Genomic DNA, 18,259 nt, shown 5'->3' on the forward strand with positions numbered 1-18,259 from the left:
TTCGTATACTATAATACTCTATGAAGTTATTTTTGGATGAGGGGACCTTACATGTTAAAATTTATCTTCACACTTTTTCTTATTGTAATTTTTACGGTCACAGGTTTCTTTACATTTTCATACTTTGCGACAGGAGAGTATGATGGGGCAGGTATCATATATACCACTGTTCCATTTCTTTCTTAAGCAAAATAAATAAAACGAGCTTAATTTTATTAAGCCCGTTTTATTTATTAATATCCATTTTTGTTGGTAAATCGATAATATATCTCCCAATATAGCATCCTCTTTAAAACTGTTTAACTACATTACCAATACCCCAAATTTCATTGCTGTACTGCAAAATCGTTCGATCACTCGCAAAATGACCAGACTGTGCAATATTTAAAATCGACATTTCTAGCCACTTCGTTCGGTTCTCATAAGCTCTACCGACAGCTTCTTGTTTTTCAGCATATGGGCCAAAATCTCGCAGAACGAAATATTCATCATTTTGAATAACGAGAGAATCATAAATCGCTTCAAATTCTGCTCCCGATTGTGCAAAGAAACCATTTGTTAATTGATCAACTACTTTTTTAATGTGCCTATTGTGGTGATAATAATCACTTGCACGATATCCACCATTTTGATAGTAATGAAGAACCTCTTCCGCTGTTAAGCCGAAAATGAAACAGTTATCATGACCGACCCGGTCTTTTATTTCAACGTTAGCTCCGTCTAGCGTTCCGAGTGTAATCGCACCATTCATCATAAATTTCATATTACCTGTTCCCGATGCTTCTTTACTCGCCGTTGAAATTTGTTCACTTACATCCGCTGCCGGGAATATATCTTCCGCTAAAGAAACTCGATAGTTTTCTAGAAAGATAACTTTCATATATTGACTGACATACGGGTCATTATTTACTTTTCTTGCGAGTTCATTTATTAATTTAATAATTTTTTTCGCGTAATAATATCCAGGTGATGCTTTCGCTCCAAAAATAAAAGTACGCGGATAAAATGTAAAACTAGCATCCTCTTTCAAACGGTTATACAAATATAAAATATGAAGAACATTTAATAATTGTCGTTTGTAAGCATGTAATCTTTTCACTTGCACATCAAAAATAGAATTTGGATCAATCGTAAGCCCCATTGTATTATGAATGCGCTCCGCTAAAATCTCTTTACGTTCTTGTTTTACTTCTGCAAATTTCTCTTGGAAACTCGCATCGTATTGAACTGTTTGCAACGATTGAAGCTTAATCGGTTCTTTCTTCCACTCTGTTCCAATCGCCTCTGAAATGAGATTTGTTAACTGTGGATTTGCTTTCATAAGCCAGCGCCTATGAGCAATTCCATTCGTCTTATTATTAAACTTATCTGGATAAAATTCATAAAACAATCGCATTTCCCGCTGCTTTAATATTTCCGTATGAATTTTTGCTACACCGTTTACGCTATGGCTACCGACAATTGCTAAATGAGCCATTTTCACAAGATCATGCGCAATAATTGCCATGTCTTCGATGCGATGCCATTCATAAGGATAACGTTCCCAAAGTTCATGACAGAAACGTTCATTAATCTCTTCAATAATCATATAAATTCTCGGTAATAACGGTTTAAAAATGTGAATTGGCCACTTTTCGAGCGCTTCTGATAACGTCGTATGATTCGTATAAGAAATCGTCTGCGTCGTTATGTGCCAAGCTTCTTCCCATGTTAACTTTTCTTCGTCTAGTAAAATACGCATCAGTTCTGGAATTGCTAAAACCGGATGTGTATCGTTAATGTGAATCGCAATTTTTTCATGTAATTGACGAAGGTCACCATATCTTTCTCTATGCATTCGAACGATATTTTGTAAACTTGCTGATACGAGGAAATACTGTTGTTTTAACCGAAGTATTTTCCCCTCATCATGCGTATCATCTGGATATAAAAACTCCGATACAGCCTCTGTTTCGCGCTTATATTTCAAAATATCTTTGCAGTTTTGCGGGAACGGAACTGGTTCAGCATTCCAAAGTCTAAGTGTATTTACAGTACTCGTCTCATAGCCTACTACCGGCACATCATATGGCACTGCCATAATGACTTCTGCATTTGTATGCCTAAACTCTAAACGCCCGTCAATTTCTAGCGGTTCAACACTGCCGAAATAACTTACTTCCACAGCTTGATCATGCCTTCTTACTTCCCATACATTTTCATGAAGAAGCCACTGTTCTGGAAATTCAACTTGATAACCATCAACAATTTTCTGATCAAACAAACCATGTTTATAACGAATTCCACAGCCGTGTCCTGGCAAGTTTAAAGATGCAAGTGAATCGAGAAAACAGGCTGCTAAGCGTCCAAGCCCACCATTACCAAGGCCTGCATCTGCTTCCACTTCTTCTAACTCTTGCAACGAAATCCCTAGTTCAGATAACCCCTGCTCGCATACATCTCTAATACCTAAATTCAAGATGTTACTTCCAAGCAAACGTCCAAGCAAAAACTCAATAGACAAGTAATACATTTGCTTTTGCTCTCCGGATCGATAACTCTCATTCGTTGCAATCCATTGACTATTCATATACTCACGTACCATATGGCCGAGCGTATTATATTGATCACGAGTTGTAGAATCTTTGAAACTTTTCCCATACATCGTCTCTAACTTTTCTAGAAAAGTTGATTTAAAACTTTCAACATGAGTAAACATTTTTTCACCACCTACATGTTATTCCATGAGACTTTTATACAATTCCTTATAAGCAAGAGCCGATTGCTCCCAGCTATAATCTTCAGTCATCGCTTGTTTTACAAGCTGCTCCCACACTGGTTTATCGTGATAAAATTCAATTGCACGGTGAACCGTATGCAGCATGTCATGTGCATTAAAGTTCGTGAAACTGAAACCATTTCCTTCGCCTGTTTCTTCATCATAAGAATGTACCGTATCGTTTAATCCACCTGTTTCTCTTACAATTGGAATCGTACCGTACGCTAATGCGATAAGTTGTCCAAGTCCACACGGTTCAAACAGCGATGGCATTAAAAACAAATCGCTTCCCGCATACACTTGGTGCGCTAATTCTTCATTAAATCCGATATAAACTTTTACCTTCTCCGGATACTCATATGCCATCCACTCAAAGAATTGCTCATATTCCGAATCACCTGAACCTAAAATAATACATTGTACATCTTCTTCCATTATTTCGCGGAATACAGTGCGTACTAAATCAAGACCTTTTTGCTTCGTTAATCTCGTTACCATTGAAATAATTGGTGTATCCTCTTTTTCTGGCAAACCAAAATAACGCTGCAAAGCGCGTTTATTTTCACTCTTTTCATATAATGACTCTGCATCATACTGAGCCTTAATATACGAATCCGTTTCTGGATTATATACGCTCGTATCAATACCATTTACAATGCCGCTAAGCTTATCATTATATTTTCGCAGTAATCCATCTAGCTTCTCACCGAAAAATTCATATTGAATTTCTTCTTTATACGTCGGGCTCACCGCTGTAATTTGATCCGAAGCGATAATACCGCCTTTCATAAAGTTTATGTTTCCATAAAACTCTAGCTGCTCACTATGAAAATATTCATCACCAAGCTCTAACAAGTCGTACATCACTTCAGGAGGAAATACTCCTTGGAACTGCAAGTTGTGAATCGTATATACCGTTTTAATACGCTCATATAACGGGTTATCTTGATACTTTTCACGAAGTAAGAAATTAACCATAGCCGTATGCCAATCGTGGCTATGAAGAACATCCACTTCAAAGTCAAGGTGCGGAATACACTCTAACACTGCTTTTGAGAAATAAGAAAAACGCTCCCCGTCATCATAATGACCATACAGAGAATCTCTCTTAAAATAATATTCATTATCTATTAAGTAATACGTAATTCCGTCTTGCTCACCTTTTAAAATTCCACAATATTGATTCCTCCACCCGAGCGGGACGTTAATTACTTTATGTAACGTACATCCATCTCTTAACTTTTGTGGAATGAGGCTATAATTCGGAAGTATAATACGAACGTCCACTCCTAATTTTTTCAGCTCTTTTGGGAGCGCACCCGCTACATCAGCTAATCCTCCCGATTTCACAAACGGTACACATTCTGATACTGCAAATAAAATATTCACTTGTTGTCCCACTGCGCGAAAAGTTTTTATTACTCCTCTTGCAGCTTCCTCCCTTCGAGTTTTCATTTAAATTAAAACTTTAATCAGTGGAGGAAAAAGCCCCCACTGATTCTTTAGGAATAACTATTAATCGTACTGTTTTGTACGCTTCCTTTTTCTACAACATACGGCTCATCGATATTTCCTTTTAATACGACACCGTCGCCAATTTTCACGTCTTTATCAATAATAACACCGTCTATTATACAGTTATCTCCAATTTGGCTCTTTTGCATAATAATACTGTTACGAATAATTGATCCTTTTCCAATTTTAACTGAACGGGAAATAACACTGTTTTCTACCTCCCCCTCAATAATACTGCCATTTGCAATCATTGTATTTTTCACGACTGCACCCTTTAGATAACGAGTTGGTGGCTCATCTTTTACTTTCGTAAAGATCGGCGCTTCTTTCTTAAATAATTGCTTCCAAATAGCAGGTTGCAAAATTTCTAAGCTATGTTTATAGTAACTTTCGATCGAGTCAATAATTGCTACATATCCAGTATGTTCATATGTAGCAATATGTAATGATTTCCCGCGTTTTTCTCTCACTACATCAAATAAACTGTATTGCTCCACATCTTTATATGACTCAAATAAATCTAATAATAATTGTTTCTTTAACACGTATGTTTGAAGCGAAACCCCTTCATGGCAAACTTCTGTAATATCAGCTGCCGTATGTATATGTCGCTCTAACACCGCTTGAAAATTTAATGCTGTTACGAGATGGCTATTCGTAATAACAACGTACTCTTCTCTGCTTCTTAGAAAATAATCAATATGTCTTCTAAAGTGTGCAAAAGACCCAAATTCATCTTGGTCACATTGGCAGTTTGGCGGGAATAAAAATAGTCCGTCTCGTTTTCTATCTAAATCCCACTGTTTTCCTGAACCAACATGGTCCATTAACGAACGATTTTTATGGCTTGTAAAAACTGCTACACTATGAATACTAGAATTCACCATATTTGAAAGCATGAAATCAATGAGTCGATAACGGCCCCCAAACGGTAACGCCGCTAGTGAACGATGCCCTGTTACTTTCTTTAAGGAAGGAAAACTTCCCGTTGCATTAATAATTCCTAACATTTTTTCTCCCATTCATTTCATCCCCCTTTTCTATTTCCCTTCAGCAATTAATACTACATCGTCAACATTCTTTTCTGGACGAATGATTGTTCCATCTTCAATAACCATTTCTGATCCAACAATCGCTCTTTCAATCACAACATTTTTACCAATCTTAGCCCCTGGCATAACGACAGAATCAATCACCATACTTCCTTCTTCCACCGTCACTCCTTGGAATAACACAGAATGCTTCACGTCCCCTTCAATGACGCACCCTTCGTTAATAAGCGATTCTTCTACTTTCGCCTTTTCAGCAATATATTGAGGCGGTTCGTTTGGATTGACAGAGTAAATACGCCAATTACGATCGTTTAAATTCAGTGATGTTTCATCGCGAAGCAAATCCATATTCGCTTCCCATAAGCTCTTCACCGTTCCAACATCTTTCCAATATCCTTCAAACGGATACGCCATTAACTTCTTCCCTTCATCCAATAAAAGCGGAAGTACATCTTTTCCAAAATCGTTACTAGATTCAGGGTTTCTCGCATCCATCTCTAAATACTCTTTCAAAATTGGCCAATTAAAAATATAGATTCCCATTGATGCAAGATTACTTCTTGGAAATTGTGGTTTCTCTTCAAACTCAACAATCTCCATTTCTTCATTTGTATTCATAATGCCAAAGCGACTCGCTTCATCCCAAGGTACTTCAATAACAGAAATGGATACGTCCGATTCTTTCTCAATATGGTAATCTAGCATCTTACTGTAATCCATTTTATAAATATGGTCACCTGATAAAATAAGAACATACTCCGGTTCATACTGACTTAAATAGTTTAAATTTTGATAAATGGCACTTGCCGTACCTGTATACCACTTAACCCCTGAAGACTCCGCATAAGGAGGTAATACTGTGACCCCACCGTTTACTCGGTCTAAATCCCACGCATTTCCGATTCCGATATAATTATGAAGTTCAAGTGGTTGATATTGTGTTAAAATCCCAACCGTTTCAATACCAGAATTCGCACAGTTACTTAGCGTAAAATCAATAATGCGATATTTACCACCAAATGGAACAGCTGGCTTGGCTAAATTTTTTGTTAATGCACTTAAACGACTACCTTTTCCCCCTGCTAGTAACATTGCTACGCACTTTTGTTTTTGAGCCATCTTGTTTTTTGCTCCCCTTTCTCGTCTTCACTGGTCGTAATATGGATACGCCGAATGGTGGAATTGTAATCTCTACATGTGCCGCTTGATTATGGTACGGTTCTAGAATTGTCTTAAGACGTTTCTTATTCACTTGCCCCGAACCGCCATATTGCTGTGCATCACTGTTTAAAATCTCGTTATAATACTCGAAATCTGGTACACCTACTTTATAGTTTTCATATGTAGCTTTCGTAAAATTACATACGACAACTAACGCATCTTCTTGTTTATCCCCTTGGCGGATAAAAGAGAAAATACTTTGCTCATTATTATTAGCATCAATCCACTGAAAACCTTCAGGTGAATGGTCAAGCTGCCAAAGTGGTTTTGAGCGCTTATACAATGCTATGAGCTCATTAAAGTAATCATGCATATAACGATGCATTTCAAAATCATGTAAATTCCAATCTAAATCTTCAAGGTCTTTCCACTCATCAAACTGTCCGAATTCTCCTCCCATGAAAAGTAACTTCTTTCCTGGGTGAGTAAAGAAATATCCATATAATAAACGAAGTTGAGCAAACTTATCCCAGTAATAACCTGGCATTTTATTTAATAACGACTTTTTCCCATGAACGACTTCATCATGAGAAAGCGGTAATATGAAGTTTTCAGAGTACGCATATAGTAAAGAAAACGTCATTTTCTCATGAATGTGTTTCCTATATTCAGGCGCACACTCCATATATTTCAGCACGTCATTCATCCAGCCCATGTTCCATTTGTAATTGAATCCAAGCCCACCTTCATACGTTGGAGTTGTTACAAATGGCCAAGCTGTTGAATCTTCTGCCGTCATAAGAAAATCTTCATCCTCTGCAAACACTGCTTCATTTAACTCTCTTAAAAATGAAACAGCAAGCTCATTACTTTGCTCTTGTCCTTCTTTATTCCAGTACAACATATTCGCAACTGCATCTACTCTGAAACCATCAATATGGAAATATCTCATCCAAAATAACGCATTTGAAATTAAGAAATTACGTACCTCTCTCTTCCCTAAATCAAAATTGACAGTTCCCCATACTGGATTTTCTTGTACATCTTTATCTTTATATTCATAGGTCGGTGTGCCATCAAACAAATATAAACCGTGAGCATCTTTACAAAAATGCCCCGGCACCCAATCTAAAATGACACCGATTCCATATTTATGACATTCGTCGACAAAATGCATTAAATCATGCGGCGTACCAAATCTACTCGTCGCTGCATAATATCCCGTTCCTTGGTATCCCCAAGAACGATCATATGGATGCTCAACAAGCGGCATAATTTCAATATGTGTAAATTGATGTTCCACCACATACGGGATGAGCTCTTCAACCATTTCCCTGTAAGAGTACAGCGTTCCATCTTCTTTCTTTTTCCAAGAACCAAAATGTAATTCATAAACTGTCATCGCTTCTTTATAAATCGATTTTTTCTTTTTCTTACGATTCCAGTTTTTATCATTCCATTCATATCCTTTTATATCAAAAACTACAGATGCCGTATTCGGTCTTACTTCTGCATATACAGCATACGGATCTGCCTTTAAAATGACGTCACCAGCCAACGTTTCGATCGCATATTTATATATTTCTCCTTCTTCAATATGCGGTATAAATAAGGACCAAATGCCTTCTTCTGTCACTTGTAGCATCTTATGTTGCTCATAATCCCACTCATTAAAATCCCCAACAACACTCATTGCTTTCGCATGAGGAGCCCACACTGTAAATCGTACCCCTTGAATCTCATCTTCCGTCACAACATGCGCGCCAAAGATGTTATAACTTTCATAGTACTTTTCTGTATGAAACTCATCTCGTTTCACTTCTTCACAATTTATTACACTCAATATGCTCACCTCACTTAGATGACAGAATTTTTTATACTTTAACTATTTCTGCGAAAAACTGCAATATCCTTGTTAATTTATAAAAAACATTCGTTTTTTTCTTAAAAATGTTAGTTTTTCTTCACATTTCCGTGTAAAATATCGAATTTTGACGAATATTCATTGTAAACGCTTCATTCTACTTCTATATTTCCTCCTATTATTTTTTTCTCAACCTTTATTTTATTAGGTTTATTCTATCTTTCACCCTATTTTCCACTTAAAATAACCATAAAATAATCTGTCATAAAAAAATGTTTCTCAACATTTTTTGTCATGATTTTATTGAAATGCGAAATTCATAAGCATATACTTGTTCTCAATAAAGAACCGTTATCTTTCGTAACTATAATTCATAGCGGACTACTATGTTTACTTATTTATCCTTGTTGCGAACGATTGCTATAAAAATTTAACTAGGGGGCTTTCTTATGTCATTAAAACGAAAAGTAGGAATGGGAGTTGTCACCGCTTCACTTGGTTTATCCCTTACATTCGGAGGTGTATTCGCCTATTTCAGTGATTCAGAAACATCAAGTAACTCATTTCAAGCTGGAACACTAGATCTTTCTCTTAATCCAAGTGTAATCGTTAATGTGAAAGATTTAAAACCAGGTGATTTTATTGAAAGGAACTTCAAGCTTGAAAATAAAGGTACATTGGATATCGCAAAAGTAGCACTTGAAACATCATATGAAGTTACAGATGCAAAGCAAAATAATGACGGTGAAGATTTAGGTGATCACATTATCGTCAAGTTTCTAGTGAATGATGGACAGCCATCTAATCCAAACGATGATCATGAGATTTTGTGGGAAACAAAACTATCAAAATTAAAAACTATGAAACCTGAAGATGTCGCTACGTCTCTAGAACGTCATAACTTAATAGATGGTATTAAATCTGGTGAAACAGATTACTTACACGTTCTCTTCTCATTTGAAGATAACGACCAAGATCAAAATAAATTTCAAGGTGATTCCCTGCAGCTAAACTGGACTTTCCATGCTGAGCAAACAGCAGGTGTGGAGAAATAATTTTTAAAAATATAAATTACCGGAGGCCTATAAATGAAAAAGAAAAATCGTTTTGTTACTGGAATGGTAACAGCTGGCGTTCTGTTTTCAACTGCCATTCCGTTCAATGTACTTGCTGAAAGTCCTATTAACCAAATTGAATCTTCAAATGCTCATTCTATATTATCGAAGCTTTCTAAAGAACAACGCCTGGCATTACAAACGGTAGATGCCAACCCTGGTTTTACAATTTCACCAGATATTAATACGAGTAGTTCTGAGCCTGTAAATATCATTGTAGAATTTCAAACTGCTCCAGTAAAGATTAATGAATTAAAACAAAAAGAAAAAGGATTACAATCTGCTCCTGAAAATATAAAAGTACGTATTGATCAAGAACATGAAGAATTCGAAAAAGGACTAAAACGTCTTTATCAATTCAGCCCATCAGTAAAATCAGGAAACTTCCAGTCTGTACAAATTAAACGTTCTTATAAGCATGCGCTAAATGGTGTTGCAATGACATTACCAGCAAATACAGTTGAAGAGTTGTTACGAATTGGTGTTGTAAAACGCATTTGGAAAGATTACGAAGTGAAATTAAATTTACCAAAACAAGCTGAGCAAAAAGCACCCCAAAAACTAACAGACAGCATCCCTCAAATCGGGGTAGATAAGTTACATAGTGAGGGTATTACCGGAAAAGGAATTAAAGTTGGTGTATTAGATACAGGTATTGATTACAATCACCCTGACTTAAAAGACGTATATAAAGGCTATCGCGCAAAACCTGGTGAGGACTCTAGCAAAGTAGATCCAAATTCAGTAAAGGGTTGGGACTTTATTAATAATGATGCAGATCCAATGGAAACTACTTATTCAGAATGGCAACAATCTGGTGCTCCTGAATTTGATAACCGTGGTTCTTCCTTCTACACAGCCCACGGCACTCACGTAGCAGGTATCGTTTCTGCTCAAAAGAAGAACCAATCTGATTCAGCAGTAAAAGGTGTTGCACCTGACATTGAACTGTATAACTATCGTGTACTCGGTCCATACGGAAGTGGAGATAGTTCAGGTATTATCGCTGCAATTGATAAATCTATTTCTGACGGTATGAACGTTATTAACTTATCGTTAGGTGATGATAGCAACAATCCTCTTGATCCAACATCTATCGCTGTTAATAACGCGATGCTTTCAGGCGTTGTTACAGTCGTTGCTGCTGGTAACTCTGGACCGAATCCATCAACACTCGGATCACCAGGTGCTTCGCCATTTGCTATTACGGTTGGAGCCAGTGATAGCTCTATTTCCTTACCGAAACTATCAGGTCATGCTGGACAATTACAATTCCCTAACCTAATTTTGTTCGGCAAAAACTTCACTGATAAAATAGAAGATTTCAAGGGACAAACTTTACCTATTGAATCTGTAGGAATCGGTACGCCTGACGAGTTTAGTAAAAAAGATGTAAAAGGAAAAATCGCTCTCGTTGCACGTGGTACAACCTCATTTGATGAAAAAATTGCTAACGCAAAACAAGCAGGTGCAAAAGCCGTTATTATTTATAACAACGTGGATGGAGAAATTCCTTTCTACGTTGGTGAAAGCACAAAATACATTCCAGCATTCCGCCTAACGAAAGAAGACGGTGAAAAACTAAAAGCTCAAATTGAACAAGGTAGCACATCCTTAACTTTCGATGAAATTAATTACATTCAAACAGAAGGCGATCATCTTGCAGACTTTAGCTCACGCGGTCCTGTTACAGCAAATGATGATATTAAGCCTGATATTACAGCGCCTGGTGTCGCTGTCCTTTCAACAGTTCCTGAATATATTAACGACCCGCAAGAGGGTGAAAACTACGCTGTTTCCTATGAGCGTATGCAAGGAACATCTATGGCTTCCCCTCATATTGCTGGCGTTGCTGCTCTAATTTTACAAGAACACCCAGACTACTCTCCGTTCGATGTAAAAGCGTCTCTTATGAACACAGCTGATGATTTAAAAGAAAAATATTCGGTGTATGAAGTTGGAGCTGGGCGAGTAGATGCTTACAACGCCGTTCGTACAGAAACAAGCTTTAAAGTATTAGATACGACACAAACTGTTGTAAATGATGAAGTAATTGAAGTGCCCGAAGAAACTGGATCTATTGCATTCGGTAAGTTTTATCAAAAAGACGGTGAAGCTCTTGAACAAAAACGAAATATAAAAGTAACTAATCATAATAAACAAGAGAAAAAAGAATTTAAAACAGAAATTTCTTATACACCGGCTTCTTCTACTATTAACGATGCTGTCGCAAACGGTGTAAAAATCTCAGCTCCAGAAACAATTACTCTTGATGCTGGCAAAGCAGATGAAATTGAAGCAAAAATTAATGTTCCAGCCGGTGTAAAACAAGGCCGATATGAAGGATATATTCATATTACGAACACGAAAAATAAAGAAGAAACATATCAAATCCCATTCTCTATTCGTGTATCAGAGCCTGGTATTGAAAATGCAATACTATCAAGAAAAGCAATTTCAACTGATACATCTAAATTTAATCCATACGGTGAATCGTATGTTCACGGGGCATTCCAATTAAACAGCGAACTTGAAACGTTAGATCTTATCGTAAAAGATTCCAAAACAGATAAAGCTCTGGGCTTCATTGGGACATTAAACACAAGTGGACTAAAAACTGATGTGTATTACTACTTAGACTCATTCTTTAATGGAAAAGTGTATCCTTTTACAAATGATCCTGCAAAACCAATTGGTGATGAGAAAATCAACTTACCAGAAGGAGACTACACAATTGAGTTTGTCGGTTATGATAAGGCTGGGAAAGCACGTGTAAAAGGTGATTATGTTGTAATTGATAATACCCCACCAGAAGTGAAACTAACTGGATTAAAACCTGGTATTTACGAGTTAAATGAAGAAAATTATACAGTAGAAGATGGCAAAAAAGCACTATGGATTAAAGGAAATGTATACGATTCAAACGTTGACTACTTAAAAGGAAAAGGATTAAACATTACGCAAGAAGCGAATGGCGTTATGTACTATGACTATTCTCCATACTTGCATAAGTTTTTACCGATTAATGCAAATGGCGACTTTAAAGTTGGCATTACACCTGACTCCTTCAAAACGGAAGGTCCAATGAACACAGGCGTATATATTTTCGATTATGCAACTGCAGGAGCTGACTATCCAAGCGGTGTAAATAACTACTGGTTTATCCCACAAGGTGCTCAATATTCGAAAGCTAGTTACGATAAAAAAGAATTATATAAAAATGACGAGTTCACAGTAACACTAAACGCAAAACACGTAAAACAATTTGTTGCTGGGCAATTTAATGTAAACTTCCTAGAGAAGAACTTCAAATTTGCAAATGCGAAGTTTAATCCTGCTTTTGAAAAGCTACTTTCCGAAAAAGGAGTAACCGCAAAAGTAAATGAACCGAAACTAGAGGCAAGTTCGGTTACAGTTGGTGGCGCTATCGATGACAAAAACTTTGCTGGATTAGATGGTGATTTCCCGTTCATTGATGTAACTTTCAAAGTAGAAAATGATGAATTTTATGAAGCAAACGCTCAATTAGAGTCACCAATTTTTGTTTACTGGAAACAAGGTGAATCAGAACCAAATAGAATGCGTGTACTTCAAGATCAAACATTCTCAGTTATGTCCTTAAATTCACTAGTAGAAGGAAATATTAAACCTGGTGCATTCTTAAATGAACGTGGATATTTAGATGAGAAGTTTGATTATGCAAAGCTTGGCGTAAAAGTATACGCAACTGATTCTTACCGTCATAAGTTTGAAGGCTCACTAGATAAATATGGGTACTTCAAACTAAATGGACTTCCAGTTAATAAACGCGACTATAACCTATATGTAGAAGTGCCAGGACATTTAACAAGCCGCCTAACAACGAAACTTGGTACTGAAAAAGACGGTAAGCTGCTTGGCCAATATTATTATGCAAGACCTGACGAAAACCTTGCCGGCGATGTAAATGCTGATAAAGTAATCGATATTAAAGATGCTGAAATTATCGCTAGCAACTATGGTAAAAAAGGACTAACTGTAAAAGACGGAGACCTTAATAAAGATGGGATTGTCGACGAAAAAGATATTCGCTTCGTTGACAAGAACTTCTTGAAAAAAGGGCCAGATGCATCTAAATCACAAACACCTGTAGAAAAATCAAAAAGCGGTACACTGACAGATATTTTAAAGAAATTGGGATTAACGCCTAAAAAATGATAAAGTGAAACTTTAATCAGTGGGGGGTGTTCACCCCCCACTGATTATTAGTTGAACCAATCGGGCTTTTACGGGCAGTTGATCACCAAACTAACTTCTTTGCTTTCGCTGCATTTTGAGGTGGGGATCTTACTGCCCGTTAATGCGGGATAATAAAGAGCACTCTACGTAAAGTAGAGTGCTCTTTTCTATAAACGACCCTTATCCAGCAAAAGGGGTATATTGGGGATATACAAGGGAAACCGGAAAAGGAATTTATATTAAATTATATAAGTTCAGAGGTAAGAAGCAGTTTCCCACCTCTGAATTATTTAGCAATTATTATAGTACTGGTGCCATTGTTTCTTTTAATACTTTTACAGAATGAGCGAATTTCGCTTTTTCATCTTCATTTAGCTCAAGTTCTACGATTTCACGTACACCTTCGCGGTTAATTACAGCTGGAACACCTACATAAGCATCTTTCTCTCCGTATTGACCTTCAAGGTATGCAGATACAGTTAATACGCTGTTCTCGTTGTTTAAGATTGCTTTAGTTACACGAAGTAGTGACATACCGATTCCGTAGTAAGTTGCACCTTTACGCTCGATAATATGGTAAGCTGCATCACGTACGTTTTCGAAGATTTTATCTAAGTCTTCTTGATTGTACTGTTCGTTGTTAGCTAAGATTGTTTCTAGTTTTTGTACACCGATAGTAGCGTGGCTCCATACTGGAAGTTCAGTGTCACCGTGTTCACCAACGATATAAGCATGAACGTTACGTGGATCTACATCTAAGTAGTCACCTAACATGTAACGGAAACGAGCAGAGTCTAAAGTAGTACCAGAACCGATTACGCGCTCTTTTGGTAAACCAGATTCTTTCCAAGTTACGTAAGTTAAAATGTCAACTGGGTTAGTTGCGATTAAGAAGATTCCATCGAATCCACTATCCATAATACCGCGAACGATTTGTTTAAAGATCTTTGTATTTTTCTCAACTAAGTCTAAACGAGTTTCACCTGGCTTTTGTGGTAATCCAGCAGTGATAACTACTAAATCTGCATCTTTACAATCTGCATAGCTACCGCTCCAAACTTTTGTTGGTGATGGAGAGAATGGTACCGCATGGCTTAAGTCCATTGCTTCCCCTTCTGCTTTTGCTTCATTAACATCTACTAATACGAACTCTTCAGCTACACCTTGGTTGATCATTGAGTAAGCGTAACTACAACCTACAGCTCCTGTTCCTACTAATACTACACGATTGATACCTTTTTTCATGGTAATTTCCCCTCTCTATTGTTCACATCTATTTTTTATGATTGTTTAAGTAATTAATTAAAATACTAATTTAATGTTGTTTAACTTCTTTACACTCATATTGTAGCACGTATCATTGTGAATTACTTCACAAATTATGACCTATTTGTGAACTTTTTCACATAAAGTGTAAAGTTATTAGATCAGGTGTGGAATCCATTTCAATGGAGGCGTTTTCTTTAGATTGTGAACAAAAAGAATGTGATTCGATTATTCCCTATAACTAAATTCAATTTCTATAATCAAACTAACACATTATCCCCTTATAAGCTGGACGTCAGTTGGCCTATATAGACTACGGTGAAATAAATGAATTAGCCTATACTTTATCACCTCCCTTTTAACCATTACTGTATATTAAAAAATATCCGTTAAAATTAAGCGTTCTTTTCTAGTAATAAACCATCCAATATAAGTGTTAGGCCATGCAAAGCTTTAGACAACTGCATCTCTGCATCTTCAGAATTCGCAATCCAACAAGCAAGGTCCACTAGTCCGCCATTTATGAATCTTGCTAAGGCTTCACAGTCCGTTTTTTCAATAATAGAGTCCTTCATTAATTGTTGAAGTATCTCCGCCATCGTCGTTAAACATTGCGACTGTGATGATTGATAATAACTATTTCCTAATACTGCTGGTGCATCTCGAAGTACGATTCGCTGAATTTCTGGATTAAGTGCCATTGTTAAATACGCACGACAACGCCCAACAAATCCTTCCCATTTTCCTTCCGCCTCATTTGATACTTCCCCTAATTTATTATCCATTTCCATGTCAATTTCTTTTACAACTGCTTCTAACAACCCTTTTTTATCACCAAAATGATGATAAATTGCACCACGTGTTAAACCGACAGATGCTGTAAAATCATCCATAGACGTGTTTACATATCCAACTGTACCAAAAGCCTCTCTTGCTGCACTCAGCAATTTAGCACGTGTTTCAGTAATCATTTCTGCTCTCGTTTTTTTAACCATCTTTTCCTCCTATTTCTATTCATTCTCTTTATTCAAAATAAATCGCATTATAGTATCGTTCTCTATGTAAAAGAATAACTCCTTTGAACGTCAGCTCTCTATCCAGAGATAAAACATTTCAATTGACATACGCACCGTATGTTAATATGATATTGGCATACGGTGCGTATGTCAATTATTTCTAGCTTACAAGATAATATAACTTCTTACCCATCCCCTACATTGACTCACTGTCCCTTTTTATAGAAGGTATTAATGAAACAGAGGAGGAGTTAAAAGAATGAAGAATGTATATGTAAACGTCAAATACTTTGGTGATTATTATGTTTAATTCCTACCGTGAAATTTTCAGTGCTCCTGGTACAAAAGGATTCTCATTAGCAGGATTTATAGCTCGGATGCCCATATCAATGATGGGCATTGGTATTGTTACAATGTTATCTCAGTTACGTGGTGACTATTGGCTTGCTGGAGCTGTTGCAGCCACCTTTACATTATCATCAGCTTTACTAGCTCCTCATATTTCTCGGATGGCCGATCAATTAGGGCAATCTCGCATACTTCTTCCGACTACAGGTATCAGTGTTTTCTTTACGATTCTCTTACTTCTATGTACGAAATATGAAGCTCCTTATTGGACGCTATTTCTATCCGCCTTATGTGCAGGTTGTATGCCCAACATGTCAGCCATGGTGCGTGCACGTTGGACTAAACTATACCGTGGATCCCATAAATTGCATACAGCATTTTCCTTAGAGTCGGTTGTCGACGAAATTTGCTTCATAATTGGGCCTGTATTATCTGTCAGTTTAAGTGTTATGTTCTTCCCAGAAGCAGGCCCACTTTTATCATCTGTTTTTCTTACAATTGGGGTATGCCTATTCGCCATGCAGAAAAGCACAGAACCGCCTGTACACCCTCACGACATTACAAACAAAGGAACAGTGTTTAAAATTGGTTCTTTACGAGTACTAGTATTCACACTCATCGCCATAGGGACTATATTTGGCACAATAGATGTCGTTAGTGTAGCTTTTGCTGAACATCAAGGAAACACGGTAGCTGCTAGCTTTGTGCTTTCTGTCTATGCAATCGGTTCATGCCTTGCAGGTCTAATTTTCGGTACTCTTAAACTCAATACTCCACCCTATAATCAGTTTTTAATAGCAGTCACACTGTCCATGATAACAATGCTGCCACTAGTTTTCGTAAACACTATTCCTTGGCTAGTAGTTATTGTTTTCTTTGCAGGGTTATCTGTCGCTCCTACAATGATTATTACTATGGGACTTGTGGAAAAAATCGTACCTGAATCAAAAATAACTGAAGGAATGACTTGGGCAATTACAGGACTTGGTATTGGAGTCTCCATAGGATCGGCGATAGCTGGTTTAGTTATTGATAACTTTGGAGCTCGGGCAGGATTTAGTGTGGCTATTATAGCAGGAGGCCTTGCCTTAACTATTGCACTTTTAGGATACAAAACTCTTCACTCCGCATATAGTCATGCTGTTATGAAACCGGATGGCCGCTCAGCAGAGAGTTAAAACATATTCAAAAAATAGGATTACCTCTTTTCTTATGTATAAGAAGAGGTAATCCTATTTAAATTAATATAACTTTTTTAAATTGATTATTTATAATCTGTTATAGCTTCTTTTATATTTATACACAACAAAAAAGAGATAGCAGATTATGCTATCTCTTTTAGTATGACCCGTACGGGATTCGAACCCGTGTTACCGCCGTGAAAGGGCGGTGTCTTAACCACTTGACCAACGGGCCAATTACTGGCAGAGAAGAAGGGATTCGAACCCTCGCACCGCGTTCGCGATCTACTCCCTTAGCAGGGGAGCCCCTTGAGCCACTTGGGTACTTCTCTATAAATATGGCTCCGCAGGTAGGACTCGAACCTACGACCGATCGGTTAACAGCCGATAGCTCTACCACTGAGCTACTGCGGAACAATTATGGTGGGCCTAAATGGACTCGAACCATCGACCTCACGCTTATCAGGCGTGCGCTCTAACCAGCTGAGCTATAGGCCCATAATTGAAAAGCGGGTGAAGAGAATCGAACTCTCGACCAGAGCTTGGAAGGCTCTTGTTTTACCACTAAACTACACCCGCATTAAATTGAAAATGGTGAGCCATGAAGGATTCGAACCTTCGACCCTCTGATTAAAAGTCAGATGCTCTACCAACTGAGCTAATGGCTCATTTTGAAAGTGGTGCCGGCTAGAGGACTTGAACCCCCAACCTACTGATTACAAGTCAGTTGCTCTACCAATTGAGCTAAGCCGGCTTGCGACTTCA

General features: G+C 37.4%; 11 protein-coding genes and 7 tRNA genes. 4 read left to right on the forward strand and 14 right to left on the reverse strand.

Features of this window, described 5'->3' with window-relative positions; genetic code table 11:
• Positions 1-51 precede the first annotated feature (51 nt).
• Positions 52-186, forward strand: a complete 135-nt coding sequence (locus OXT04_RS12370; RefSeq protein WP_016079902.1) for a hypothetical protein — start codon at positions 52-54, stop codon at positions 184-186.
• A gap of 103 nt (positions 187-289) precedes the next feature.
• Here OXT04_RS12370 and glgP read toward each other — a convergent pair whose 3' ends face one another.
• The 5 genes from glgP to glgB form a co-directional block, all read right to left on the reverse strand.
• Positions 290-2,698, reverse strand: a complete 2,409-nt coding sequence (glgP, locus tag OXT04_RS12375; RefSeq protein WP_090976755.1) for a glycogen phosphorylase — start codon at positions 2,696-2,698, stop codon at positions 290-292.
• An 18-nt stretch (positions 2,699-2,716) separates the two neighbouring features.
• Positions 2,717-4,147, reverse strand: a complete 1,431-nt coding sequence (glgA, locus tag OXT04_RS12380) for a glycogen synthase GlgA (protein ID WP_029948456.1) — start codon at positions 4,145-4,147, stop codon at positions 2,717-2,719.
• Positions 4,148-4,260: 113 nt separating this feature from the next.
• Entirely contained in the window at positions 4,261-5,295 is a 1,035-nt protein-coding gene (gene glgD / locus OXT04_RS12385; RefSeq protein ID WP_000504162.1) for a glucose-1-phosphate adenylyltransferase subunit GlgD, read from the reverse strand.
• An 18-nt stretch (positions 5,296-5,313) separates the two neighbouring features.
• A complete protein-coding gene (gene glgC / locus OXT04_RS12390; RefSeq protein WP_097821666.1) occupies positions 5,314-6,444 on the reverse strand; it encodes a glucose-1-phosphate adenylyltransferase in 1,131 nt (376 codons plus the stop codon).
• On the reverse strand, positions 6,392-8,329 hold the full coding sequence (gene glgB / locus OXT04_RS12395) for a 1,4-alpha-glucan branching protein GlgB (protein ID WP_098854502.1): 1,938 nt from the start codon (positions 8,327-8,329) through the stop codon (positions 6,392-6,394). Before glgB ends, glgC begins: the two co-directional genes overlap by 53 nt.
• A gap of 470 nt (positions 8,330-8,799) precedes the next feature.
• On the opposite strand from glgB, the gene OXT04_RS12400 reads away from it, so the two are divergent.
• Positions 8,800-9,405, forward strand: a complete 606-nt coding sequence (locus OXT04_RS12400; protein ID WP_000054003.1) for a CalY family protein — start codon at positions 8,800-8,802, stop codon at positions 9,403-9,405.
• A gap of 33 nt (positions 9,406-9,438) precedes the next feature.
• Positions 9,439-13,662, forward strand: a complete 4,224-nt coding sequence (locus tag OXT04_RS12405) for a S8 family serine peptidase (protein ID WP_267415017.1) — start codon at positions 9,439-9,441, stop codon at positions 13,660-13,662.
• A 321-nt stretch (positions 13,663-13,983) separates the two neighbouring features.
• On the opposite strand, the gene OXT04_RS12410 is transcribed toward OXT04_RS12405, so the two are convergent.
• Both OXT04_RS12410 and OXT04_RS12415 read right to left on the reverse strand, forming a co-directional pair.
• Positions 13,984-14,928 (reverse strand): L-lactate dehydrogenase, encoded by a 945-nt coding sequence (locus OXT04_RS12410; protein WP_000715346.1) that lies wholly within the window; start codon positions 14,926-14,928, stop codon positions 13,984-13,986.
• Between the two features lie 416 nt (positions 14,929-15,344).
• The gene (locus OXT04_RS12415; RefSeq protein ID WP_097912898.1) at positions 15,345-15,944 is read right to left on the reverse strand and encodes a TetR/AcrR family transcriptional regulator; all 600 of its coding nucleotides are present in this window, start codon (positions 15,942-15,944) and stop codon (positions 15,345-15,347) included.
• 323 nt (positions 15,945-16,267) lie between these two features.
• Here OXT04_RS12415 and OXT04_RS12420 point away from each other — a divergent pair, with 323 nt between their 5' ends.
• Positions 16,268-17,491, forward strand: a complete 1,224-nt coding sequence (locus OXT04_RS12420; RefSeq protein WP_098562314.1) for an MFS transporter — start codon at positions 16,268-16,270, stop codon at positions 17,489-17,491.
• Positions 17,492-17,657: 166 nt separating this feature from the next.
• Here OXT04_RS12420 and OXT04_RS12425 read toward each other — a convergent pair.
• From OXT04_RS12425 to OXT04_RS12455, 7 genes are all read right to left on the reverse strand, one after another.
• A tRNA-Glu gene (locus tag OXT04_RS12425) sits at positions 17,658-17,729 on the reverse strand.
• A gap of 6 nt (positions 17,730-17,735) precedes the next feature.
• Positions 17,736-17,826 (reverse strand) — tRNA-Ser (locus tag OXT04_RS12430).
• A 7-nt stretch (positions 17,827-17,833) separates the two neighbouring features.
• Positions 17,834-17,908 (reverse strand) — tRNA-Asn (locus OXT04_RS12435).
• A gap of 7 nt (positions 17,909-17,915) precedes the next feature.
• Positions 17,916-17,992: transfer RNA gene (locus tag OXT04_RS12440), tRNA-Ile, on the reverse strand.
• A 10-nt stretch (positions 17,993-18,002) separates the two neighbouring features.
• Positions 18,003-18,073 (reverse strand) — tRNA-Gly (locus OXT04_RS12445).
• A 13-nt stretch (positions 18,074-18,086) separates the two neighbouring features.
• Positions 18,087-18,162, reverse strand: a tRNA-Lys gene (locus OXT04_RS12450).
• A gap of 10 nt (positions 18,163-18,172) precedes the next feature.
• Positions 18,173-18,248, reverse strand: a tRNA-Thr gene (locus tag OXT04_RS12455).
• Positions 18,249-18,259: the final 11 nt, after the last annotated feature.

Source organism: Bacillus sp. GC_Bacil_1 (assembly GCF_026540675.1).
GTDB classification, from domain to species: Bacteria; Bacillota; Bacilli; order Bacillales; family Bacillaceae_G; genus Bacillus_A; species Bacillus_A cereus.

Coding starts and splice junctions, on each gene's coding strand:
- OXT04_RS12370 (WP_016079902.1), top strand. CDS start 52: ATGTTAAAATTTATCTTCACACTTTTTCTTATTGTAATTTTTACGGTC.
- glgP (WP_090976755.1), bottom strand. CDS start 2,698: ATGTTTACTCATGTTGAAAGTTTTAAATCAACTTTTCTAGAAAAGTTA.
- glgD (WP_000504162.1), bottom strand. CDS start 5,295: ATGGGAGAAAAAATGTTAGGAATTATTAATGCAACGGGAAGTTTTCCT.
- glgC (WP_097821666.1), bottom strand. CDS start 6,444: ATGGCTCAAAAACAAAAGTGCGTAGCAATGTTACTAGCAGGGGGAAAA.
- OXT04_RS12400 (WP_000054003.1), top strand. CDS start 8,800: ATGTCATTAAAACGAAAAGTAGGAATGGGAGTTGTCACCGCTTCACTT.
- OXT04_RS12405 (WP_267415017.1), top strand. CDS start 9,439: ATGAAAAAGAAAAATCGTTTTGTTACTGGAATGGTAACAGCTGGCGTT.
- OXT04_RS12410 (WP_000715346.1), bottom strand. CDS start 14,928: ATGAAAAAAGGTATCAATCGTGTAGTATTAGTAGGAACAGGAGCTGTA.
- OXT04_RS12415 (WP_097912898.1), bottom strand. CDS start 15,944: ATGGTTAAAAAAACGAGAGCAGAAATGATTACTGAAACACGTGCTAAA.
- OXT04_RS12420 (WP_098562314.1), top strand. CDS start 16,268: ATGTTTAATTCCTACCGTGAAATTTTCAGTGCTCCTGGTACAAAAGGA.